Source organism: Streptomyces sp. NPDC058051 (assembly GCF_042885475.1).
GTDB lineage: Bacteria > Actinomycetota > Actinomycetes > Streptomycetales > Streptomycetaceae > Streptomyces.
Map to the genome: position 1 here is coordinate 57,514 of NZ_JBHVRW010000012.1, position 20,242 is coordinate 77,755.

At 70.6% G+C, this 20,242-nt stretch carries 21 protein-coding genes and 1 CRISPR repeat array; of the genes, 6 read left to right on the forward strand and 15 right to left on the reverse strand.

The annotated features are described in order from the left end of the window. Positions 1–3 precede the first annotated feature (3 nt). Positions 4–398: a CRISPR direct-repeat array (repeat unit 29 nt; unit sequence CTGCTCCCCGCGCCCGCGGGGATGGTCCC). 7 nt (positions 399–405) lie between these two features. Further along, complete coding sequence (locus ACFVUT_RS20165; protein ID WP_389651223.1) at positions 406–1,167, reverse strand: alpha/beta hydrolase; 762 nt, start codon at positions 1,165–1,167, stop codon at positions 406–408. Positions 1,168–1,270: 103 nt separating this feature from the next. On the opposite strand from ACFVUT_RS20165, the gene ACFVUT_RS20170 reads away from it, so the two are divergent. Continuing rightward, positions 1,271–2,425, forward strand: coding sequence for an adenosine deaminase (locus tag ACFVUT_RS20170; RefSeq protein ID WP_389651226.1), 1,155 nt, complete (start codon positions 1,271–1,273; stop codon positions 2,423–2,425). 135 nt (positions 2,426–2,560) lie between these two features. Further along, positions 2,561–2,875, forward strand: coding sequence for a hypothetical protein (locus ACFVUT_RS20175; protein ID WP_389651228.1), 315 nt, complete (start codon positions 2,561–2,563; stop codon positions 2,873–2,875). 97 nt (positions 2,876–2,972) lie between these two features. Here the strand turns inward: ACFVUT_RS20175 and ACFVUT_RS20180 are convergent, their stop codons facing one another. The 5 genes from ACFVUT_RS20180 to afsQ1 all read right to left on the reverse strand — a co-directional run bounded on the left by ACFVUT_RS20180 (position 2,973) and on the right by afsQ1 (position 6,830). After that, complete coding sequence (locus tag ACFVUT_RS20180) at positions 2,973–3,176, reverse strand: PspC domain-containing protein (RefSeq protein ID WP_389651680.1); 204 nt, start codon at positions 3,174–3,176, stop codon at positions 2,973–2,975. A 94-nt stretch (positions 3,177–3,270) separates the two neighbouring features. Beyond that, positions 3,271–3,819 carry a VanZ family protein gene (locus tag ACFVUT_RS20185; protein ID WP_389651231.1) on the reverse strand — a complete coding sequence of 183 codons (549 nt, stop codon included), beginning with the start codon at positions 3,817–3,819 and terminating at the stop codon, positions 3,271–3,273. A gap of 178 nt (positions 3,820–3,997) precedes the next feature. Beyond that, positions 3,998–4,621, reverse strand: coding sequence for a GerMN domain-containing protein (locus ACFVUT_RS20190; protein WP_389651233.1), 624 nt, complete (start codon positions 4,619–4,621; stop codon positions 3,998–4,000). Next, entirely contained in the window at positions 4,618–6,156 is a 1,539-nt protein-coding gene (locus ACFVUT_RS20195) for an ATP-binding protein (protein WP_389651236.1), read from the reverse strand. The genes ACFVUT_RS20190 and ACFVUT_RS20195 overlap by 4 nt, the downstream gene beginning before the upstream one ends. Beyond that, complete coding sequence (afsQ1, locus tag ACFVUT_RS20200; RefSeq protein ID WP_176729344.1) at positions 6,153–6,830, reverse strand: two-component system response regulator AfsQ1; 678 nt, start codon at positions 6,828–6,830, stop codon at positions 6,153–6,155. The genes ACFVUT_RS20195 and afsQ1 overlap by 4 nt, the downstream gene beginning before the upstream one ends. 193 nt (positions 6,831–7,023) lie before the next feature. Here afsQ1 and ACFVUT_RS20205 point away from each other — a divergent pair, with 193 nt between their 5' ends. Next, the gene (locus ACFVUT_RS20205) at positions 7,024–7,824 is read left to right on the forward strand and encodes a SigE family RNA polymerase sigma factor (protein WP_389651239.1); all 801 of its coding nucleotides are present in this window, start codon (positions 7,024–7,026) and stop codon (positions 7,822–7,824) included. 278 nt (positions 7,825–8,102) lie between these two features. Here ACFVUT_RS20205 and ACFVUT_RS20210 read toward each other — a convergent pair whose 3' ends face one another. Further along, entirely contained in the window at positions 8,103–8,807 is a 705-nt protein-coding gene (locus tag ACFVUT_RS20210) for a uridine kinase (RefSeq protein WP_389651242.1), read from the reverse strand. 63 nt (positions 8,808–8,870) lie between these two features. On the opposite strand from ACFVUT_RS20210, the gene ACFVUT_RS20215 reads away from it, so the two are divergent. Beyond that, a complete protein-coding gene (locus ACFVUT_RS20215; RefSeq protein WP_389651245.1) occupies positions 8,871–9,287 on the forward strand; it encodes a hypothetical protein in 417 nt (138 codons plus the stop codon). 145 nt (positions 9,288–9,432) lie between these two features. On the opposite strand, the gene ACFVUT_RS20220 is transcribed toward ACFVUT_RS20215, so the two are convergent. From ACFVUT_RS20220 to deoC, 3 genes are read right to left on the reverse strand one after another with little or no spacing between them, the layout of a single operon-like run. Then, positions 9,433–10,389 carry an aldehyde dehydrogenase family protein gene (locus ACFVUT_RS20220; protein WP_389651248.1) on the reverse strand — a complete coding sequence of 319 codons (957 nt, stop codon included), beginning with the start codon at positions 10,387–10,389 and terminating at the stop codon, positions 9,433–9,435. Beyond that, positions 10,379–11,818: an aldehyde dehydrogenase family protein gene (locus ACFVUT_RS20225; RefSeq protein ID WP_389651251.1), complete on the reverse strand. Its 1,440-nt coding sequence runs from the start codon at positions 11,816–11,818 to the stop codon at positions 10,379–10,381. The genes ACFVUT_RS20220 and ACFVUT_RS20225 overlap by 11 nt, the downstream gene beginning before the upstream one ends. Positions 11,819–11,823: 5 nt before the next feature. Beyond that, positions 11,824–12,825: a deoxyribose-phosphate aldolase gene (gene deoC / locus ACFVUT_RS20230; protein WP_389651683.1), complete on the reverse strand. Its 1,002-nt coding sequence runs from the start codon at positions 12,823–12,825 to the stop codon at positions 11,824–11,826. A gap of 124 nt (positions 12,826–12,949) precedes the next feature. On the opposite strand from deoC, the gene ACFVUT_RS20235 reads away from it, so the two are divergent. Continuing rightward, positions 12,950–13,702 (forward strand): PH domain-containing protein, encoded by a 753-nt coding sequence (locus ACFVUT_RS20235; protein WP_389651253.1) that lies wholly within the window; start codon positions 12,950–12,952, stop codon positions 13,700–13,702. 27 nt (positions 13,703–13,729) lie between these two features. Here the strand turns inward: ACFVUT_RS20235 and ACFVUT_RS20240 are convergent, their stop codons facing one another. Continuing rightward, positions 13,730–14,356, reverse strand: coding sequence for a GNAT family N-acetyltransferase (locus tag ACFVUT_RS20240; RefSeq protein WP_389651256.1), 627 nt, complete (start codon positions 14,354–14,356; stop codon positions 13,730–13,732). Between the two features lie 456 nt (positions 14,357–14,812). On the opposite strand from ACFVUT_RS20240, the gene ACFVUT_RS20245 reads away from it, so the two are divergent. Continuing rightward, complete coding sequence (locus ACFVUT_RS20245) at positions 14,813–15,853, forward strand: LacI family DNA-binding transcriptional regulator (RefSeq protein WP_389651259.1); 1,041 nt, start codon at positions 14,813–14,815, stop codon at positions 15,851–15,853. Positions 15,854–15,964: 111 nt separating this feature from the next. On the opposite strand, the gene ACFVUT_RS20250 is transcribed toward ACFVUT_RS20245, so the two are convergent. From ACFVUT_RS20250 to ACFVUT_RS20265, 4 genes are all read right to left on the reverse strand, one after another. Further along, a complete protein-coding gene (locus tag ACFVUT_RS20250) occupies positions 15,965–17,023 on the reverse strand; it encodes a DMT family transporter (RefSeq protein ID WP_389651262.1) in 1,059 nt (352 codons plus the stop codon). Continuing rightward, positions 17,020–17,631, reverse strand: coding sequence for a TetR/AcrR family transcriptional regulator (locus ACFVUT_RS20255; RefSeq protein WP_389651265.1), 612 nt, complete (start codon positions 17,629–17,631; stop codon positions 17,020–17,022). The genes ACFVUT_RS20250 and ACFVUT_RS20255 overlap by 4 nt, the downstream gene beginning before the upstream one ends. Positions 17,632–17,905: 274 nt before the next feature. Next, positions 17,906–18,550, reverse strand: coding sequence for a hypothetical protein (locus tag ACFVUT_RS20260; RefSeq protein ID WP_389651268.1), 645 nt, complete (start codon positions 18,548–18,550; stop codon positions 17,906–17,908). Between the two features lie 695 nt (positions 18,551–19,245). Beyond that, positions 19,246–20,181, reverse strand: coding sequence for an oxidoreductase (locus tag ACFVUT_RS20265; RefSeq protein ID WP_389651271.1), 936 nt, complete (start codon positions 20,179–20,181; stop codon positions 19,246–19,248). Positions 20,182–20,242: the final 61 nt, after the last annotated feature.

Below are 20,242 nucleotides of genomic sequence, written 5' to 3' on the forward strand. Positions count from 1 at the left end.
GCTCTGCTCCCCGCGCCCGCGGGGATGGTCCCTCGTCGCCTGGCTCGACGGGCAGAACGGGCGTCTGCTCCCCGCGCCCGCGGGGATGGTCCCGCGCGAGAAAACCCCAAGGGAATTGTCAGAGGCTGCTCCCCGCGCCCGCGGGGATGGTCCCCGTGTACCGCGCGCGACTACAGGACCTCGTACCTGCTCCCCGCGCCCGCGGGGATGGTCCCTTCGACGGCAAGGCCGCCCGGGACGGGATGCTCTGCTCCCCGCGCCCGCGGGGATGGTCCCTCGTCGCCTGGCTCGACGGGCAGAACGGGCGTCTGCTCCCCGCGCCCGCGGGGATGGTCCCGCACAAGGCCGGCTCCTTTGCCGCGCGACCGACTGCTCCCCCCACCCGCAGCGCTCGCCCCGCTCCCCTCACCCCCGTAACGACTTCCCGAACCCCGCTGCCAGCGGCATGCGCAGGCCCAGGGGTGGCGGGGCTGCCAGGGCGTCGGCGACGGGGCGGGCGTAGGCGCGGCCGAAGAGTGAGCCTCGGACGAAGTCGGTTGCCAGGGCGACGACTTCGGCCCGGTGCTGGCGCAGGCTGTGGCCGTCCGAGTGGACCTCGAAGCGGCAGGTGTCGCGGTTGGTCTTCTTGGCGCGTTCGGCGAGGCGGAAGGAGAGTTCGGGGTCGCAGTGGGCATCGTTGGTGCCATGGATGAGAAGGACCTGTCGGCCCAGCAGATGCTTCACCGGCTCCGGTTCGTCCGTCGTGCCGTCGGGCAGCCAGGGGGCCATCGCCAGAACGGAGTGGACCGCCGCGTGGCCGCCTGCCCGGAGTGCGGCACGGCCGCCCATGCCGTGGCCGGCCAGGCAGACGGGGACGTCGCCGTAGCGGCGTACGACCTCGTCCACCGCCCATCGGGCATCCGCCGCGAGTTGTGCGTCGGTCGCGTTCCAGCCGCGGCAGCGGTAGCGCACGACATGCGCGGCGAGCCCGTCCTCCTGGCCCGCTCGGGCCAGCGTGCGGGCGAGCGGCAGCTGGAGGGCGTAGGAGAGGGAGGAAGGGCGGCGGTGCGAGTCGGCCTCGCCGTCCGGGAGCAGCAGAACCACGCCGCTGACCGCAGATGGTGCTCCGGCCGTTCTGACGGCCCGTCCCAGCCTCGCAGCAGGCAGGGGGAGTGCGCGCTGTGCCATGACAGAACAGTGTCAGAAGGACAGGTGTACTCCACCCGTATTCGCGGTCACTGTTACGCATCGGCAAGCGACAATCTACGCGCGTAGGCGCTAGAGTGCCCAAATGATGAGCCCGACCCTCCACGTACCCGGCCAGGATCAGATCCGGCGCGCTCCCAAGGTCCTTCTCCACGACCATCTCGACGGCGGTCTGCGCCCGGGAACGATCGTCGACCTCGCCCTCGCGAGCGGTTACGACGGTCTGCCCGAGTCCGAGCCCGACAAGCTCGGCATCTGGTTCCGCGAGGCGGCCGACTCCGGGTCGCTGGAGCGCTACCTGGAGACGTTCGCCCACACGTGCGCCGTCATGCAGACCCGCGACGCGCTGGTGCGGGTGGCCGCCGAGTGCGCCGAGGACCTGGCCGCGGACGGTGTCGTCTACGCCGAGGTGCGCTACGCCCCCGAGCAGCACCTGGAAGCCGGACTGACCCTCGAAGAGGTCGTCGAGGCGGTCAACGAGGGCTTCCGCGAGGGAGAGCGGCGGGCCCGCCAGGACGGGTACCGCATCCGCGTGGGCGCGCTCCTCACGGCGATGCGGCACGCCGCCCGGTCCCTGGAGATCGCCGAGCTGGCCAACCGGTACCGCGACCAGGGCGTCGTCGGCTTCGACATCGCGGGTGCGGAGGCGGGCTTCCCGCCCACCCGGCACCTCGACGCCTTCGAGTACCTCAAGCGCGAGAACAACCACTTCACCATCCACGCGGGCGAGGCCTTCGGGCTGCCGTCGATCTGGCAGGCCCTCCAGTGGTGCGGTGCCGACCGGCTCGGCCACGGTGTCCGCATCATCGACGACATCGAGGTCGCCGAGGACGGCAGCGTGAAGCTCGGCCGTCTCGCCTCCTACGTACGGGACAAGCGCATTCCGCTGGAGCTCTGCCCGACCTCCAACCTCCAGACCGGCGCCGCCGCCTCGTACGCCGAGCACCCCATCGGGCTGCTGCGGAGGCTGCATTTCCGAGCCACCGTTAATACGGACAACCGGCTGATGAGTGGCACGAGCATGAGCCATGAATTCGAGAAACTGACCGAGACGTTCGGATACACGCTCGATGACATGCAGTGGTTCACCGTCAATGCGATGAAGTCTGCATTCATTCCTTTTGATGAACGTCTCGCGATGATCAATGACGTGATCAAGCCCGGATATGCCGAGCTGAAGTCCGAGTGGCTCTTCGAGCAGACCTCCGCGACCAGCGTGTCCTCCCCTTCGGTGAGCTGACCCGCGCTTTCGCGGAAACGGCCGGGACGGCGAATTCCCGGCCGTTTCCCCTGTGTCGGAGTGTTTGCGGGACGGGCCGTGGGCTGACTACGTTTCAAAGCCGCTCACGTCCCTCTCCCCAAGGATGAATTTCACATGAAGCAGTCTGCTGTCAGGACTCTCGGCGTCGCCGCTCTCGGTGCCGCTTTCGCCGCTGCCGCCGCGGGTACCGCCTCCGCCGCCGTGCTTCCGGCCGAGGTCGCCACCGCTCTGCCGGTCGCCGGTTCGGCGCTGGAGACCACCGCCCGGACCCTGCCGGTCCAGGACACGGCCACGAAGCTCCTCGGCACCGGTCAGCAGAAGCTCGTCGGCGACGCCACCGCCCCGGTCAAGGGCCTGATCGGCGGTCTGCCCGCGGGCGGCCTGACCACCAGCGGCCTGTCGGCCAACGGTCTCCCCCTCGGCGGCTGATCCCCGTACGCACGCCTGTGGGGCGGACACCCGGACCGGGTGTCCGCCCCACAGACGTGTGCGCGTACGGGAGTTACCCCGTCCGGTGCGTATGCGGTCACCAGGCCGTGGACGACGACGTCTTCTCGCTCGGGAACAGCACCCACAGTGCCAGGTAGAGCAGGAACTGCGGCCCCGGCAGCAGGCAGGAGAGCAGGAAGATGATGCGCATGGTTCCCGCGGAGGTACCGAAGCGCCGTGCCAGCGCTGCGCACACTCCGCCGATCATGCGTCCGTCACGGGGGCGGGCAAGTGCGGCCATGGTGGGCTCCTTCGCGAACCGTTGCTGAGGGAGCAACTCCGTCGTACTCCCCATGCGTCCATGGTCGCCCGGCGAACAGGGGCAAAGCGTCGCTCTACGGTGCGATACCGACCCTGGGAATTGTCGGGGTCGGCCCCTGAGCCGTCTCGTCCCCGAGGTGGGGAAGCACTCCGACCCGCTGCTGATTCCTGCGACGCAGACGCGCTCGGCACATGGGTACGACCAGCAGGTGCGCGAGCACCACGCCGGTGGTGTTCAGCAGCGGCGAGTCGACGTCGACGACCTGGCCCGGCACACCGGTCTGCGCCAGTTCGATGGTCAGCGATATCAGCGCGCCCGCCGCGGCCGTACGGGCCATCGATGCCCACGGAGAGACGAACAGCCGGCCTCCGGCCATCGGCAGCAGCACACCCAGCGGGGCGAGCAGCAACAGCCCCTCGCCGATCCTGCGGGTGGCCTCGACCGGGCCGAGAGACAGGTCCGCCCGGATGCCTGCGAGCGGCTGGAGATTCGAGGCGGTCGTCCAGGGGACGTCGAGCGGGCGCAGCATCAGCCAGCCGACACACAGTAGATGCGCGAGGAGGAGAGAGACCCCGACCGCGCGGAAGCGGATGGCAACGTGATTGCCCGAACCTTGACGCACGCATCCCAAGACGCGCCGTGCGGCAGGATCGGTTCCGCCTGGCCCGACAAACCCGGCGCCGTTGCTCCTGCCCGCTCAGGCCCCCCGTCGGCGCCGTTCACTCAAGCCCCCGTCGGCCCCGCCCGCTCAGCCCCCGTCGGCCCCGCCCGCTCAGGCGCCCCCGTCAGCATGGGGTGCCTCAGGCCCCCGTGCTCGCCCCCGGCGTCGGTGCCGCCTTCGGGCTGGTCTTCGTCTCCGAGGTGCACAGATAGCCGCGCGGCGCGTAGTTCCCCGGACCGGCCAGCACCACTGTGCCCTTCGAGGAGAGTGACTCGCTCTCCGCGTACGTGCACACGATCTGCGCCAGTGCCTCGGACGGCAGATCCTCCGGCTGTTCGCTCAGCCGCAGTGTGCCCTCCTGGTCGCCGCTGAGGGCACCGCTGACCCGCAGGTCCGCCGGGACGGCCGTGGAGAACCCGGCCCGTCGCTCGTCGGAGGGCGGCTTCTGCTCCAGTTCGTCCAGGAGCGCCTTCGCGATCCGGAGCCGGTCCGACTTCGTCTCGTCGACCCGTACCGTGCGGTCGACCGTGACCAGCTGGGAGGCGCAGACCAGATAGATCTGTACGGGGATGCCCTGGAGGGCCTGGGTGCTGACGTCCTCCGCGGACATCGAGCACGGTACCCGGGACGGAGCCGCCCCGGCGTCCACCGGCACGGAGGTGGTCCTGATCCCGCAGCCCGCGGCCAGCACGGCCGTGATCACGACACCGGCCAGTGCCGCGGCCGAACGGCGTGCCGGGCGGTTGCCGCTGTTGCCCCTCACGTCGCGTCGCCCTCCTCGCCCGAGGACTCCGCCTGGTGCTCCCTGTCGGACCGGGTGAGCGGCTCGGCGTCGCGCGGCAACCGCAGGACGAACACCGCGCCGTCGCCGTCCGGAGAGTTCGCGGCGGTGATGTCACCGCCGTGGATGTGTGCGTTCTCCACGGCGATCGACAGTCCGAGGCCGCTGCCTTCGGAGCGCGGGCGCGAGGCACTGGCTTTGTAGAACCGGTCGAAGACATGCGGAAGGACGTCTTCGGGAATACCGGGGCCGTGGTCACGGACCTTGATGACGAGCTGGTCACCCTCGGTCCGTACCGAGACGCGCACCGGCGAACCGCCGTGCTTGAGCGCGTTGCCGATCAGATTCGCCAGGATCACGTCGAGCCGGCGAGGGTCGAGCCGGGCCATCGTGCCGCGCTCGGCGTCCAGGTCCACGGCGTCCAGCCAGGCGCGGGCGTCGATGCAGGCCGTGACCTGGTCGGCGACATCGACCGTGTCGACGACGAGCCGCGCCGTACCCGCGTCGAAGCGGGTGACCTCCATCAGGTTCTCCACCAGGTCGTTGAGGCGCCGGGTCTCGCTCACCACCAGGCGCACCGCGGGCGCGATCATGGGGTCGAGGCTGTCCGTCTCGTCCTCCAGCACCTCGGTGACGGCGGTCAGCGCGGTGAGTGGCGTGCGCAGTTCATGGGACATGTCGGCGACGAACCGGCGGCTCGACTCCTCCCGCGCGCTCATGTCCGCGACCTTCTTCTCCAGTGAACTCGCGGTTCTGTTGAACGTACGGGAGAGATCGGCGAGTTCATCGGTGCCGGACACCACGAGCCGGGTGTCGAGCTTGCCCTCGCCGAGCTTGCGGGCGGCGTCACCGAGCCGCTGCACGGGCCGCAGCACGGTCGTCGCGGCGGCCTGCGCGAGCAGCGCCGAGCCGATCAGGGCGAGCCCGGTGGCGATCCCCAGTGACCAGGCGAGGGAGTTCAGATCCTGCCGTTCCTGGTCGAGCGACTTCAGCATGTAGCCGGCCGGACCACCGCCGATGATTTTCGTGCCGCCCACCAGATACGGAGTGTCGCGGATGCTGACCCGTTGCCAGAACAGGTGGTACTCGTACTTGTTGCCCGCCTCGACCGGTTGTCTCTTGTTGACCGCCTTCTGCAGGGACAACGGCACGTTGTCGAGCGTGAAGGTGTCCAGATCGGAGTTGCCGACGATCGGTTTGCCGGTGTCGCGTTCGTCGACCAGGAGCACGCTGTAGCCGGGCGAACTGCTCGCCATCTGCACGGCGGCGTACTGCAGATCGTCCTTGGTGGGACGCGGTGGCAGCGACGCCGCACGGTTCTGCATCTCCTGGCGGAAGTCGCCGAGCGCGGAGTCCTGGGTACGCGTCAGCACGGCTTCGCGGTTCAGCCAGTACGCGATTCCCGAGGCGGACACCGCGGCGGTCAGCGCCACCAGCGCGAACACGACGACGAGACGCAGCCGCAGACTGGTCCAGCGCAGCCCGGTGAGGACACTCCGTTTGACGGCATCGCTCACTGAGGCGAATCCAGCCGGTAGCCCACACCTCGAACGGTACGGATCAGGGTCGGCGAGGACGGTACGTCCTCCACCTTGGCGCGCAGCCGCTGCACACAGGCGTCCACCAGCCGGGAGTCACCGAGGTAGTCGTGCTCCCACACGAGCCGCAGCAACTGCTGCCGCGACAGGGCCTGGCCGGGCCGGCGGCTCAGTTCCAGCAGGAGGCGCAGCTCGGTCGGGGTGAGCTGCAGATCCTCGCCGTTCTTGGTCACGGTCATGGCGGAGCGGTCGATCACCACGTTCCCGAAGGACGCGGAGTCGGTGGACTCGCGCTCACCGCGGCGCAGCACGGCACGGATACGGGCGTCGAGCACCCGGCCCTGCACAGGTTTCACCACATAGTCGTCGGCACCGGACTCAAGCCCGACGACGACGTCGATGTCGTCGCTGCGCGCGGTCAGCAGAATGATCGGCAGCTGGTCGGTGCGCCGGATGCGCCGGCACACCTCGAAACCGTCGATGCCGGGCAGCATCACATCCAGCACGATCAGATCCGGCCGCTGCTCACGCAGGAGTTTCAGGCCGTCCTCGCCCGTCGCCGCGGTGGCCACACGGTGGCCCTGGCGTGACAGGGAGAGTTCGAGGGCCGTGCGGATGGCGTCGTCGTCCTCGATCAGCAACAGGAAAGGCACGCTGGCCATTCTGACCCATGGTGGAGCCCCAGTTCGACAGTTGGGTCCGACTCATACATCCGGCGCACCCGAGACGCATGGACGGCAGGCCCTGTGACAGGGCTGTGACAGTCGGCGGACAGCGTGATGAAACTGCCCCGGCAAGCTCGTGGTCAACAAGGAACGAACGGACTCCACCGATGGGGGGCGCGAGATGAACGCAACTCACAGCATCACCGCAAGCGCAGTTGTCACGCGTCTCCATGACGTCGGCCGGAGCACCGAGAGGTCCGGTGCCGCAGCGGGTGCCGCTCTGCTGGAGCGGGGCCGCGAGCTCGGGGGAGCGGCGCGGGGGTGCCGTGGCGCCGGGCGTCAGCACACGTCGTACATGGCGGTCGTTGACGCGTCCACGGGGGACAGCGGGGGGAACGACGGGGGAGCCGCGTACGGGGAGGTCACGGGGGAGCGGAAGTCCCCGGCGCAGGCCGACGACGCCGAAACGGCGTTCACGGCCTACGTCCGGGAGCGCCGCGCCTCCCTGTACGCAACCGCCTACCACCTGACCGGAGACCGGTTCGAGGCCGAGGATCTGCTCCAGAGCGCCCTCTTCTCGACGTACCGGGCATGGGACCGGATCAGCGACAAGGCCGCGGTCGGCGGTTATCTGCGCCGCACCATGACCAACCTGCACATCAGCGCCTGGCGCAGGCGCAAGCTCAACGAGTACCCGACCGAGGAGCTGCCGGAGACGGCGGGCGACACGGACGCGATGCGCGGTACGGAACTGCGCGCCGTGCTCTGGCAGGCGCTGGCGCGGCTGCCGGAACTCCAGCGCACGATGCTGGTCCTGCGGTACTACGAGGGCCGCACCGATCCGGAGATCGCGGCCATCCTCGACATCAGTGTCGGCACGGTGAAGTCGAGCATCTGGCGGTCGCTCCGCCGGCTGCGCGAGGACGAGGTCCTCAGCTTCGGCCGTGACGAGGAGGAGTCCTTCGGCGAGCTGGTGGCCTGAGGGTAGGGGGATACGGGGGATACGGGGGAGAACGGGCTGCCGCTTCGGGGGAAGCGGTGGTGCACGGGGGAGAACGGGCTCGCCGCTTCGGGGGAGGCGGCGGTGCACGGGTTACGGGGAAACGCTGCGGGGTCGGACGGGCCGGGGGGTCCAGTCCGGCCCCGTCGCCATGTGTCCCCGCTCGTTCGTTGAGCCGGTGAGCCGGTGAGCCAGTGAGGCCAGTGACTGGTGACAGTGACCGGTGACCGGTCGGCGGGAAGCCCGCCGCACCGTTCCCGCTACACCGTCCCCCGCGACGCGGGCGCCCGTCGGCGTCCGGCCGCGGCCGCGGCCAGTCGCCCCAGCGCCTCCTCCTTGCCGCACGGGTATGCGCCCAGCGCCGTCTGCCGCGCCACGATGCCCCGTTCCGCACGCATCAGCCGCCAGCCCCGCCGCAGTAGGAACAGCACCGACTTCCGCCCCTCCCGCAGGTCCCGCAGGAGCCGGCGACGGAACGTCGTCGCGGGACTTCCGCGCAGGCACAGCGCGTCGGCGAGCACACCCAGCTCCTGGCACCGTTCGACTATGTCCGCGGCGAAGATCCCCTCGGCCACGAACAGCGGTGTGCGCTCGATGTGGAGGACCTCCCGGTCCACCCGGGAGCTCGTGGTGATGTCGTACACCGGGACGTTCGTCCGGCCGGTGCGGCACAGCTCCGTGATCGCGGTGACCGCCGCGTCCGCGTCCCAGGACTGCGCGGAGTCCCAGTCGATGTCCGTACTGCCGGGAACGAGGGGCAGTGTGGGGTCGTCGCCCTCCTTGTAGAAGTCGTCCAGGCGCAGGACCGGAAGGTCGGTGCGGGCGGCGAGGGAGGACTTGCCGGAGCCGGAGGGGCCCGCGAGCAGCACGACGCGGGTCGGGATCGGTTGGGAACTCACAGGACACGAGTGTGAGGCATTGACCCGCGCAGGGGATCCCCCGGTGGCCGTGTTGGTATCGAGCATCACATGTCAACTACTCTACGCATTCAGATGGTTACTCGATCGTCTCGATCAGGTGGGAACTCCATGGCACGTCATGCACTTTCCAGGTCCCGGCGGCGCACGCTCCTGCGGGCAGGTCTGACCGTCACCGCGGTGGGCGCCGCGCTCGGTGCGGGGGGTGCGGCGGCCCAGGCGGCGCCGCTGCCCCTCGCACCGGCCGCGGAACCCGACAGCGGCCTCGGCGCGGTCGGCGCGACGACCGGCAGCGCGGTGACCGGGGCGCTCGGGCAGTCGCTCAAGCACGGCATCGCCCCGGTGACACATCTGCGGCTCGACCCGCTGGCCGGTACGGGCACGGACCCGCTGGACAACGCGGTGGGGACACAGATCGCCGACTTCAAGCCGCTCTCCACGGCTGCCGTCACCGACCCGTTGACCAGCGGAGGCGCCCTGAAGGACCTGCCGTTGGTGGGACAGGTGGCAGAGGTGCTGCACGGCTGAGACGGATGTCGGCACCGGCACGGACGATGACGGTCGGCGCCTCCGGGGTTCCGGAGACGCGGACCGTCATCGCGCTCGTGCGAGCCGACACGCGCCCTCGCGCCGGTGGTGCGCCTCTGCGCGGGTCAGCGCGGGTCCGTGCGAGTCAGTACGAGGACCCCGAGACGCCCAGGGCGCCTGTCGGGTGCCACACCGTCTTCGTCTCCAGGAACGCCGTCAGCCGATGGGTGCCCGGATCGGCCGACCAGTCGACGGCGCCGCGCCCGTCCACGGCGGAGGCAGGGGCATCGCCCTGCGCTTCCTTCTCGGAGCGGTGACGGGAGACGGGCGGGCGGAGAACCCGCTTCAGGTTGTCCGCCGCCGCGGTCTCCAGCTCCTTCGCCAGCGCGGCGTCCGCCCCCGTGAGGTCGAGGGCGTTCACGTCCTGGTGGGAGGCGAGCGGTGCCGCGATCTCCGCGGTCCTCCCGGACAGGATGTTCACCACACCGCCCGGCAGGTCGGAGGTGGCCAGCACCTCGCCCAGGGACAGGGCCGGGAGCGGGGCGTTCGCCGAGGCGATGACGACCGCCGTGTTGCCGGTCGCGATCACCGGGGCGATCACCGAGACCAGGCCCAGGAACGAGGACTCCTGGGGCGCCAGCACCGCGACCACGCCGGTCGGTTCGGGTGTCGACAGGTTGAAGAACGGGCCCGCGACCGGGTTCGCCCCGCCCACGATCTGGCCGATCTTGTCGGTCCAGCCCGCGTACCAGACCCAGCGGTCGATCGCCGCGTCCACGACGGCCCCCGCCTTGGACTTCGACAGGCCCTCCGCGTCCGCCACCTCTCGCACGAACTGGTCCCTGCGGCCCTCCAGCATCTCCGCGATGCGGTAGAGGATCTGGCCGCGGTTGTACGCCGTCGCACCCGACCAGCCGCCGAAGGCCTTGCGGGCCGCCACGACCGCGTCCCGTGCGTCCTTGCGGGAGGACTGGGGGGCGTTCGCCAGCCACGTGCCCTTGGAGTCGGTCACCTCATACACCCGGCCGCTCTCGGAGCGGGGGAACTTGCCCCCGACGTACAGCTTGTAGGTCTTGAAGACGCTCAGACGGTTATCGGACATCGAGATACGCCTCCAGGCCGTGACGACCGCCTTCGCGGCCGAAGCCCGATTCCTTGTAGCCGCCGAAGGGCGAGGTCGGGTCGAACTTGTTGAACGTGTTGGCCCAGACGACGCCCGCCCGGAGCTTGTTCGCCACCGCGAGGATGCGCGAACCCTTCTCCGTCCAGATGCCGGCCGAGAGGCCGTACTGGCTGTTGTTCGCCTTGGCGACCGCCTCGTCGGGCGTACGGAACGACAGCACCGACAGCACCGGGCCGAAGATCTCGTCGCGGGCGATGGTGTGCGCCTGCGTGACGTTCGTGAACAGCGTCGGGGCGAACCAGTAGCCGGAGGAGGGGAGTTCGCAGGGGGCGGACCAGCGTTCGGCGCCCTCGGCCTCGCCCGTCTCGGCGAGCGCGGTGATCCGTGCGAGCTGCTCGGACGAGTTGATCGCGCCGATGTCGGTGTTCTTGTCCAGCGGGTCGCCGAGCCGGAGCGTGGACAGCCGGCGCTTCAGGGCGTCCAGCAACTCGTCCTGGATCGACTCCTGGACGAGCAGGCGCGAGCCCGCGCAGCAGACCTGGCCCTGGTTGAAGAAGATGCCGGTGACGATGCCCTCGACGGCCTGGTCGATCGGGGCGTCGTCGAAGACGATGTTGGCGCCCTTGCCGCCCAGTTCGAGGGTGACCTTCTTGTCCGTGCCCGCGACCTGGCGGGCGATGGCCTTGCCGACCGCGGTCGAGCCGGTGAACGCGACCTTGTCGACGCCCTCGTGCGCGACGAGCGCGGCGCCCGCGTCCCCGTAACCGGTGAGGATGTTCACGACACCCTTGGGCAGGCCGGCCTGGCGGCAGATGTCCGCGAAGAACAGCGCGGAGAGCGGAGTCGTCTCGGCGGGCTTGAGGACCACCGTGTTGCCGGTGGCGAGCGCCGGGGCGATCTTCCAGGCCAGCATCAGCAGCGGGAAGTTCCACGGGATGACCTGGCCCGCGACGCCGAGGGGGCGCGGGTTCGGACCGTAACCGGCGTGGCCGAGCTTGTCGGCCCAGCCCGCGTAGTAGAAGAAGTGCGCCGCGACCAGCGGGAGGTCCGCGTCGCGGGTCTCCTTGATCGGCTTGCCGTTGTCGAGGGTTTCGAGAACGGCGAGCTCGCGGCTGCGCTCCTGGATGATCCGGGCGATCCGGAAGAGGTACTTGGCGCGCTCGGAGCCGGGCAGCGCCGACCACTTCTCGAATGCCTTGCGGGCCGCCTTCACGGCCCGGTCGACGTCCGCGGCGCCGGCCTGCGCGACCTCGGAGAGCACCTCCTCGCTGCTCGGCGAGAGAGTCTTGAAGACCTTGCCGTCGGCCGCCTCGGTGAACTCGCCGTCGATGAACAGGCCGTACGAAGGAGCGATGTCGACGACCGCGCGCGACTCGGGAGCGGGTGCGTACTCGAATGCAGATGCCATGGGGATCAGTCCACCGTCACGTAATCGGGGCCGGAGTAGCGGCCGGTGCTGAGCTTCTGGCGCTGCATCAGCAGATCGTTCAGCAGGCTGGAGGCGCCGAAGCGGAACCAGTGGTTGTCCAGCCAGTCCTCGCCCGCGGTCTCGTTCACCAGCACCAGGAACTTGATCGCGTCCTTGGAGGTGCGGATACCGCCGGCCGGCTTCACGCCGATCTGTACGCCGGTCTGCGCCCGGAAGTCGCGCACGGCCTCCAGCATCAGCAGGGTGTTTGCGGGCGTGGCGTTGGTGCCGACCTTGCCGGTCGACGTCTTGATGAAGTCGGCGCCCGCCAGCATGCCGAGCCACGAGGCGCGGCGGATGTTGTCGTACGTGGACAGCTCGCCGGTCTCGAAGATCACCTTCAGCCGGGCGTCGGTGCCGCCGGTGCGGGCGCACTCGGCCTTCACGGCGCGGATCTCCTCGTACACCTTGAGGTAGCGCCCCGAGAGGAAGGCGCCCCGGTCGATCACCATGTCGATCTCGTCGGACCCGGCGGCCACGGCGTCGCGGACGTCCGCGAGCTTGACGTCGAGCGCGGCACGACCGGCCGGGAAGGCCGTCGCCACGGACGCCACCTTCACGCCGGAACCGGCCAGCGCGGCGACGGCGGTCGCCGCCATGTCGGGGTAGACGCAGACGGCGGCGGTGCGCGGCGTCGTGCGATCGGTCGGGTCGGGGTGGACGGCCTTGGCGGCGAGGGCCCGGACCTTGCCCGGGGTGTCCGCGCCTTCCAGCGTCGTCAGGTCGATCATCGAGATGGCCAGGTCGATGGCGTACGCCTTGGCCGTCGTCTTGATCGAGCGGGTTCCGAGGGACGCGGCGCGCGCTTCGAGGCCGACGGCGTCGACGCCGGGCAGCCCGTGCAGGAAGCGGCGCAGCGCACTGTCTGACGCGGTCGCGTCGGAGAAGGGGATACCTCCCTGCTCGGACGCAGCTGAGCGCTGGGGGGAGGGAGCTGTGGTGGGCATGGTCACCAGATGAGCATATCTACGCGCGTAGCGACCTGTACAGGGGGGCCGGTCGTCCGGGCGTCGCGCAGGACCCCGGCGGGCGCCCCGTCGCGCCGAGCGTACGTCAGGCAGAATCGGGCTCATGACGAGCCCCACACCGCCCGCCGAGCCGACCTACGCCGACCGGACCTTCCGGTCGTCCGCCGGGATCGTCGGGGGTGTCCTGCTGCTACTCCTCATCTGCTGGATCGGCGGGGACGCCGTGTTCCGGGGCCACGGCCGGGTGCCGTGGCTGGCGCTGGCCGGGCTGGTGACCGCGGTGCCGCTGGTCGTGGCCTTCACGCTGCGGCCCGTCGTGTTCGTCAACGACCAGCGCATCAAGATCCGCAACCCGTTCCGCACGATCACCATGCCGTGGACCGCGGTCGCGGATGTGCGGGCCGGGTTTTCGAGCGAGCTGTTCACCGAGGACGGCGCGAAGTACCAGTTGTGGGCGGTGCCGGTGTCGTTGCGGCAGCGGAAGAAGGCAGCAAGGCAGCAGTCCCGGAAGTCGCTGGACGATCCGTACGGCCGGACGTCCGTGCACGCCGACGTCCGCGACACCCGGTCCCGGATGGCGACGGCCGACCAGGCCGTGGCGGATCTGCGGGAACTGGTGGAGCGGGCGAAGGCGGGCGCGAGGAAGTCCTCGAAGCCGTCGAAGTCCTCGAAGCCGCCGAAGTTGTCGAAGGCTTCAGAGGCTTCGGAGCCGTCGAAGACTCCGGCGGCTTCGAAGTCGTCGGAGTCGGCGGAGCCTTCGACGGCGTCCGCGGTCTCGGTGCGCTGGGCGTACGAGGTGATCGCGCCGGCGGTGGTGGGTGTGGTGCTGCTGGTGGTGCTGTTCGCGATCGGCTGAGGGGCCCGCGGGTTGCGCGTACGCGCCTCAGGCGTCCTGAGCCGTCGTACGCCCCAGGTACCACACCGGTCCGGGGTCGGGCACCGCCAGCTCCTGGAAGCCCAGCCGGTCGTAGAAGGCCCTGGCCTTGGTGTTGGCCTTCACCATGCACAGGTGCACCCCCGCGACGTCCTTGGCGCGCAGGGTGGCGAAGAACGACTCCATCAGGGCCCGTCCGAAGCCCCGCCCCTGCCACGTCGGGAGCAGGTCGATGTGGAGATGGGCGGGAAACTGGCTCAGTTCGGGCTGCACCATTCGTTCCGGACGGTGGAGCAGGCCGATCATCTCCTCGGTCGGGGTGCGAGGCTCGTGCGCCGGAAGCGGGTACGTTCCGGCCACCTCGGGCAGCCACTCCTCGCGGAACCGCCGGACGAAGCGCACGGTGTCGGCGGTGCCCAGGATGTACCCGACCGCGCGGCCCCTGCCGTCGTCCAGCACATGGGCCACTTCCGGCTCCAGACGCACATAGGGGTGGCTGAAGATCGACGGCATCAGCTCGGTGTCGGGATACAGGGAGGTCGAGTCCTCACCGTTGTGGGCGGTCTTCACGCAGATGTCCGCCACGTCCGGCAGGTCCGACGGCCGGTAGGGGCGAACGAAGGGCTCAGGATCCATGGCGGGGGATCATGGCACGCGGGGAGCGCTCCCAACCGGAGTCGCGTGACCTGTTCTCGCCGGGACCGGCTTTTGGACGTCGGTGTTCCCGTCGCTCGACACGGTGTCGCCGACGACCGGAGGGCTGTCGGCCCTGGAGGGCTGCCGGACCCGGAGGGCGTGGGCGCGCTGATCCGATGCGGGTACGTTCATCCCTTGTGGGTGCGCTGATGCGGTGCGGGTGTGCTGATCCGGCGCAGGTGGGGTGATCTATGGTGGTTCATAGGTAGATCGAGGGTGGTTCCGGTCGCGGGAAGGCGTCCGCGGTGGAAGACAGCAGTCGAGCCCTGCCGTTCTCACTTCCGCAGTGACGCGGCCGTCCGCATCCCGCGCCCGGCACGATTCCCCGGGCACGGGGACGGGCACGGGGCGGCGTACTGAGTGCCCGAGCATGGTTCCGCAGCACGGCTACGAGGGATGATGGTGCAGCAACGGTCGAACGGGCGGCGCCCGACACTTGACGACGTGGCGATCAGATCCGGTGTGTCGAAGTCGACCGTTTCGCGTGTCGTCAACGGTGAGCCGCGGGTGAGTGCCGCAGTCGTCGAGCGTGTGCGCAGGGCAGTGGACGAACTGGGTTACGTTCCCCATCAGGCCGCCCGCAGCCTGGTGACCCGTCGCAGTGACGCGGTGGCGCTCGTGGTGACGGAGCCGCAGAAGCGTCTGTACACCGACCCGTATTTCGACCGTCAACTGCGGTGCGTCCGCAAGGAACTCTCCCTGCACGCCGTGCAGCCCGTCGTGTTGCTGGTCGAGGAGCCGACGGATTATCCGCGGGTCGTGAACTTCCTGAGCGGTGGTCACGTGGACGGAGCGCTGGTCTTCGCGCTGCGTGCGGACGATCCGCTGCCGGCTGCCCTTGAGAGCATGGGCCTTCCGGCCGTTTTCGGCGGGCGCACGGACCACCCCGAACACCGGGTCACCTTCGTCGATGCCGACAACCGCGACGGGGCACGGCAAGCCGTCCGGCATCTGGTGTCCCGGGGGCGGCACCGCATCGCGACCATCACGGGCCCGCTCGACCAGGCGGCGTCGGTCGCACGCCTGCGCGGCTACCGCGACGCCTTCCCGGCCGGCCCGGAGTCCCTGATCGCCGAAAGCGACTTCACCCTCCAGGGCGGAGCACAGGCCATGGCGACGCTGCTGGACCGGTGTCCCGGCCTCGACGCGGTGTTCGCGGCTTCCGACCTCATGGCCGCGGGCGCTCTCCGGACGCTGCGGGCCGGAGGACGCCGCGTTCCGGAGGAGGTGGCTGTCGTCGGCTTCGACGACCTGCCCGTCGGAGAGTCCACGCAGCCGCAGCTCACCACGGTGCACCAGGACATCGAGGCGATGGGACGGGAGATGACGCGGCTCCTGATGAAGCAGATCCACGCCGGTGCGGGGCACGACGAGCACAGCCCCGCGGCGCCGTCCGTGATCACCCCCATGAGGCTGGTCCTCCGGGAGTCCGCCTGAGGCCGTTCCTCTCCGCCTGAGGCCGTTCCTCACGGCACGCCCGTCGGGATGGCACGCCCGTCGGGATGGCACGCCCGTCGGGATGGCACGTCCGTCGGGATGGCACGTCCGTCAGGCGGGAAACCCGTCGTTCGTCGCTCCGCTCGCGTCCGCCCGCGACGGTCGTCCGGGCTCCGGCGCGTGCGAGGCGCCGGGCGCTCCGGAGCCGACCCGCCGCGCCGTGGTTGTGCGGCGCGCGGCCGGCGCGGAGTCACGCCGGCCGGGGGCGGTCAGCACACCGAGGCAGGCGATGACGAGCGCGATCCCGGTCCAGCCGAGGGCGGGCAGGTGTTCGCCCACGATCAGGACCGCGAACACGGCCGCGACGACGGGCTCCAGGAGGGAAAGGGTGGTCGCCGTGCTGACGGGGATGCGGGACAGACCGAACCCGAAGAGGACGTACCCGGTGAACATCGGCACCAGCGCCATGTAGAGGCCGACGCCCGCGTTCGTCCAGGAGGCCACCAGCGGCGCGCCGGTGGACAGCAGCACCGGTACGAGCAGCAGCCCGCCGAGCCCGAACACCCCGCCCATGGCCGCGCGCGACGTGATGCCGCGCGTGATGAGGCGGTGCGCGGCCCACGCGTACACGGCGTACGTCGCGCCGGCGACCAGCCCGAGGCCCACACCCACGACGGTCCGCCCCGCAGACCCCGCACCGGTGCCTGCGCCGCCCTGCGCGGCGTCGGCCGCGCACAGCAGCACGGTGCCGGTCAGTCCCAGGGCGGCACCGGTCATCCACCGCCGGGACAGGCGCCGCCGGTCGGCGAGCCGCTCGATCAAGGCCGATGCGAGCGGGGCCGAGCCGATGGACACGACCGTTCCCACCGCGACGCCGGCCAGGTGCATCGAGGTGTAGAACGCCAGCGGATAGAGAGCGACGCCCGCCCCGCCGACCAGCACGATCCGCCACTGGGCCCTCAGTACCGCGCGGGCCCGCACGATGCGGGGACCGGCCAGCAGGGCCTGCAACAGGCCGCCCAGGCCCATCGCCGCGGCGCCGATCGCCAGCGGCCCCACCTGCGGTGCGAACGTCGCGGCGGTGCCGGTGGTGCCCCACAGCACCGAGGCCAGCAGGACGGCGAGCGCCCCCGCTCCCGGACCTGCGGCACGCCCCGGCCCGTGTGTCACAGGCCGTCCACCAGGCGCGCCGCCATGCCACGCGCGCGGCGCACGCGCGCGCCGTCCCCTTCGAGCCCCGCGCGCACGATGGCCCCTTCGAGCAGGAACGCCAGGTTTTCCGCCGTGGCGCGGGCCTTCTCGTCCTGGCCGGGCAACAGTTCCCGAAGGTGCGCGGCGAGCAGGCTCTCGACCTCCTCCTTGTGACGGCGCACCACCGCCCGTCCCTCGTGCCCGGTGGGCAGTTCGGCGGCTGCGTTGAGCAGCCCGCAACCGCGGAAGCCGTGCTCGTAGGCGAGACCGGCATGGTCGGCGTAGGCGTCGAAGACAGCCAGGACGGCTTCCCGGGGGCCCTGCGCGCCGGCCAGGCGCCGCCGGTAGAGGCCGAGCCACTCCTCGTGCCGGGCCTGGAGGTAGGCGGAGACGAGGTCGGCCTTGGAGGCGAAGTTGTTGTAGAGGCTCATCTTCGCCACGCCGGCCTCGGCGGTGATCGTGTCGATCCCGGTCGCCGCCACGCCGTCGGCATAGAACCGGCGCGCCGCGGCCTCAAGAATCCGCCCTCGCGCCGGCCCCTGCCGCCGCTTCACGGGGTGCTGCCCCGCGGCCGTCGCATCAGCCATGACAGGCCCCTTCCCTGATTAGGTAGACCAGTCTACCTAATCATCTGGGCTGCCGAACGCCTGACGCTGCCGTGCCACGGCGTTCCCTGCCCGTCTCTCGGGACGGTGCTTCTCCGGGGTGGCGCTTTCAGGGCCGATCCTTCTCCGGGGTGGCGCCTCTCCCGGGTGGTCCTCGGGCGCGCGGTTCGCCGAGGGGGTCGGGTCATGCGCGGAACCCCGGCCCGATTCCGGCGGGCCGAGGTTCTGTCACGCGTCGGTCGGGTGCCCCGGTCGCTCACCAGTCGCCGAAACCGTCCTCGATCACTCGGAAGCTCGCCCCCACTCCGTCGTTGACGAAGACGCCTCCGCCGACGCGCTGCGGGAACACGCCATCGGTGGCGCCGTACGGTCCGACGACAGCCACCGGCCCACCGTTGTCGCAGGTCGCCCCGCTGAAGACCTCGACCGTCCGCCGGCTGTCGTTGAAGATGTTGAAGCTCGTGGAGCCGAGGCCGCTGGCCGCGGTGACGCAGCCGCTGGGGAAGGCGGAGTACGTGCGGTCGTTGAAGTGGATCCTGCCCTCGTCGTAGTCCCGGCCTCCGCGGTCCCGGCCCTCGCCGCGGTCGCCGCCTTCGTCGCCCCGCCCCTCGCCGCGGTCTCCGCCCTCGCCTCCCCTGTCTCCGTACCCTCTGTCGTCGTTGCCCCTGTTCCCGTTCTCGTTGCTCCCGTTGTCCCTGCCCTCGCTGTTGCCCCTGTCTCCGTTGCCCTTACCGCTGTCGCTCCCGTTGTTGGGGGCCGGAGCGGGGACGGCGGCCTGTCGGGCGACCGGGGTTGCCGGGGGCGCGTCGGAGGGGGCGGCCGAGGTGAAACTGCTGCCGGCGGCGATCAAGGCCCCGGAGGCCGCGATGGCGGCGGCGATGATGATGGAACGTGTAGCCACGTCACTTCTCCTGTCTCAGAGAGGTCGGCTGCGTAGTCGACCCGTGACTGAAGGTACGTATGGCTGTTATTCCTGTCATATCGGGCATATTGAAAGACCGGCGCCAGAGTGCCGGACGGGTCGGGAGTCACCCGTATGTCACCCGTACGCCGCTCACATGCGGCCTGATGACCCGTCGGCAACCGTCGCGAACAGGCGCATTGGTGTGCCGTTCGCCCGACCGGGCGACTTTCTGATCGCCTGTCACCCTGGCGGCGGCGTGTCGTTCCTTGACACAGCCCCGAGCGAGGCGTGTCGGGTCGGGTGGGTCTCCCGCCGGTGGTGCTCGGGATCCCGCGTCCAGGGTGGCGTGCCGCTCCCTCGGTCGGCTCGGTGCGGGCGAACCGGTGCGGGCGGTCGGCCCGCACCCGACTGACCGATCGCCGGACCGTGTCGGCCTCCCGCCGGGGCGCGGCTCCGCGGAGCACCCCTTTCCGCCTCGCTGTCTCGGACGGGTGCGGTCCGGACGGGCGTGGTGCCGGGCCGTGTCTGAACAGATCCCGCCTGCCCGGCGGCGCCTGACACGCACGCCCGCTGCGTTGTCGGGATCGTCCGAGTGGGCCCACTACGAGGACGACCCTCCGCCTTGCGATCGCACGCGCCGGACACCGCCGGCCCCGCCCTCCGGGCGGACGGCGCCATGTGTCAGACGCGGCCTAGACGGGCGTCGGGAACACGAACCGTACGTCGGTCAGCTCTTCCGACACCTCCCACAGGCGGCGGCCGGTCTCGGCGTCGGCCGCCGTGGGGGACGGGCGGACCTGTGTCGGTTCGCCGCGCAGTTCGGCGAGGCCGTTCGGACCGATGAACTGACCGCCCTCCACGCCCGGGTCGGTCGCGGCGTACAGCTGCGCCAGCGCGCCGCGGGCCGGGGACTGGGCGAGCAACGGGTTGCCGATACGGCCGAACACCACCCGCCACAGGCCGATCGGCGCGCTCGTCTGCAGGTTGGTGGCGGTGTAGCCGGGGTGGGCGAGCACGCTGCGCACCGGGCTTCCGGCCCCGGTCAGCCGTCGGTGGAGTTCCTGCCCGAAAACAGCGTTGGCGAGCTTCGACTGGTTGTAGAAGCCCATGGGCCGGTAGCCGCGCTCGCCGGTGAGGTCGTCGAAGTGGATGCGCCCCTGCCGGTGGTTGATCGAGCTCACCGTGACGACGCGGGGGTCGTGTCCGACGGTCAGCAGGTCCAGCAGCAACCCGGTGAGCGCGAAGTGGCCGAGGTGGTTGCAGGCGAACTGCAGTTCGTGGCCCTGTGCGCTCAGTGAGCGCGGCGGCGCCATCACCCCGGCGTTGTTGACGAGGACGTCCAGTCGCGGATGGTCGGTGTGCAACTGGGCGGCGAAGGTCCGGACCGAGTCGAGATCCGCCAGGTCGAGGTGGCGCACTTCGAGGCGTGCGCCCGGCTGCTCGGCGGTGATGTCCGCGACCGCCCGTCGGCCCTTCTCCTCGTCGCGTACCGCGAGGATCACGTGCCCGCCCCGGCGGGTGAGCGCCCGGGTCGTCGCCAGGCCGAGGCCGCTGTTGGCTCCGGTGACGACGAATACCCGCTCGGTCTGGTCGGGGATCTGATCGGGAGTCCAGCGCTGCTGCGTCATGCGGCATAGATTGCCTTCGGTGGCACTCGGTGTCAAGGTGCGTCTGAGTGTCGCGGAAGGC

Excerpts from the sequence above, each read along its gene's own strand:
- ACFVUT_RS20165 (WP_389651223.1), bottom strand. The coding sequence starts at position 1,167 with ATGGCACAGCGCGCACTCCCCCTGCCTGCTGCGAGGCTGGGACGGGCC.
- ACFVUT_RS20170 (WP_389651226.1), top strand. The coding sequence starts at position 1,271 with ATGATGAGCCCGACCCTCCACGTACCCGGCCAGGATCAGATCCGGCGC.
- ACFVUT_RS20175 (WP_389651228.1), top strand. The coding sequence starts at position 2,561 with ATGAAGCAGTCTGCTGTCAGGACTCTCGGCGTCGCCGCTCTCGGTGCC.
- ACFVUT_RS20180 (WP_389651680.1), bottom strand. The coding sequence starts at position 3,176 with ATGGCCGCACTTGCCCGCCCCCGTGACGGACGCATGATCGGCGGAGTG.
- ACFVUT_RS20205 (WP_389651239.1), top strand. The coding sequence starts at position 7,024 with ATGAACGCAACTCACAGCATCACCGCAAGCGCAGTTGTCACGCGTCTC.
- ACFVUT_RS20210 (WP_389651242.1), bottom strand. The coding sequence starts at position 8,807 with ATGCTCGATACCAACACGGCCACCGGGGGATCCCCTGCGCGGGTCAAT.
- ACFVUT_RS20215 (WP_389651245.1), top strand. The coding sequence starts at position 8,871 with ATGGCACGTCATGCACTTTCCAGGTCCCGGCGGCGCACGCTCCTGCGG.
- ACFVUT_RS20220 (WP_389651248.1), bottom strand. The coding sequence starts at position 10,389 with ATGTCCGATAACCGTCTGAGCGTCTTCAAGACCTACAAGCTGTACGTC.
- ACFVUT_RS20225 (WP_389651251.1), bottom strand. The coding sequence starts at position 11,818 with ATGGCATCTGCATTCGAGTACGCACCCGCTCCCGAGTCGCGCGCGGTC.
- deoC (WP_389651683.1), bottom strand. The coding sequence starts at position 12,825 with ATGCCCACCACAGCTCCCTCCCCCCAGCGCTCAGCTGCGTCCGAGCAG.
- ACFVUT_RS20235 (WP_389651253.1), top strand. The coding sequence starts at position 12,950 with ATGACGAGCCCCACACCGCCCGCCGAGCCGACCTACGCCGACCGGACC.
- ACFVUT_RS20240 (WP_389651256.1), bottom strand. The coding sequence starts at position 14,356 with ATGGATCCTGAGCCCTTCGTTCGCCCCTACCGGCCGTCGGACCTGCCG.
- ACFVUT_RS20245 (WP_389651259.1), top strand. The coding sequence starts at position 14,813 with ATGATGGTGCAGCAACGGTCGAACGGGCGGCGCCCGACACTTGACGAC.
- ACFVUT_RS20255 (WP_389651265.1), bottom strand. The coding sequence starts at position 17,631 with ATGGCTGATGCGACGGCCGCGGGGCAGCACCCCGTGAAGCGGCGGCAG.
- ACFVUT_RS20265 (WP_389651271.1), bottom strand. The coding sequence starts at position 20,181 with ATGACGCAGCAGCGCTGGACTCCCGATCAGATCCCCGACCAGACCGAG.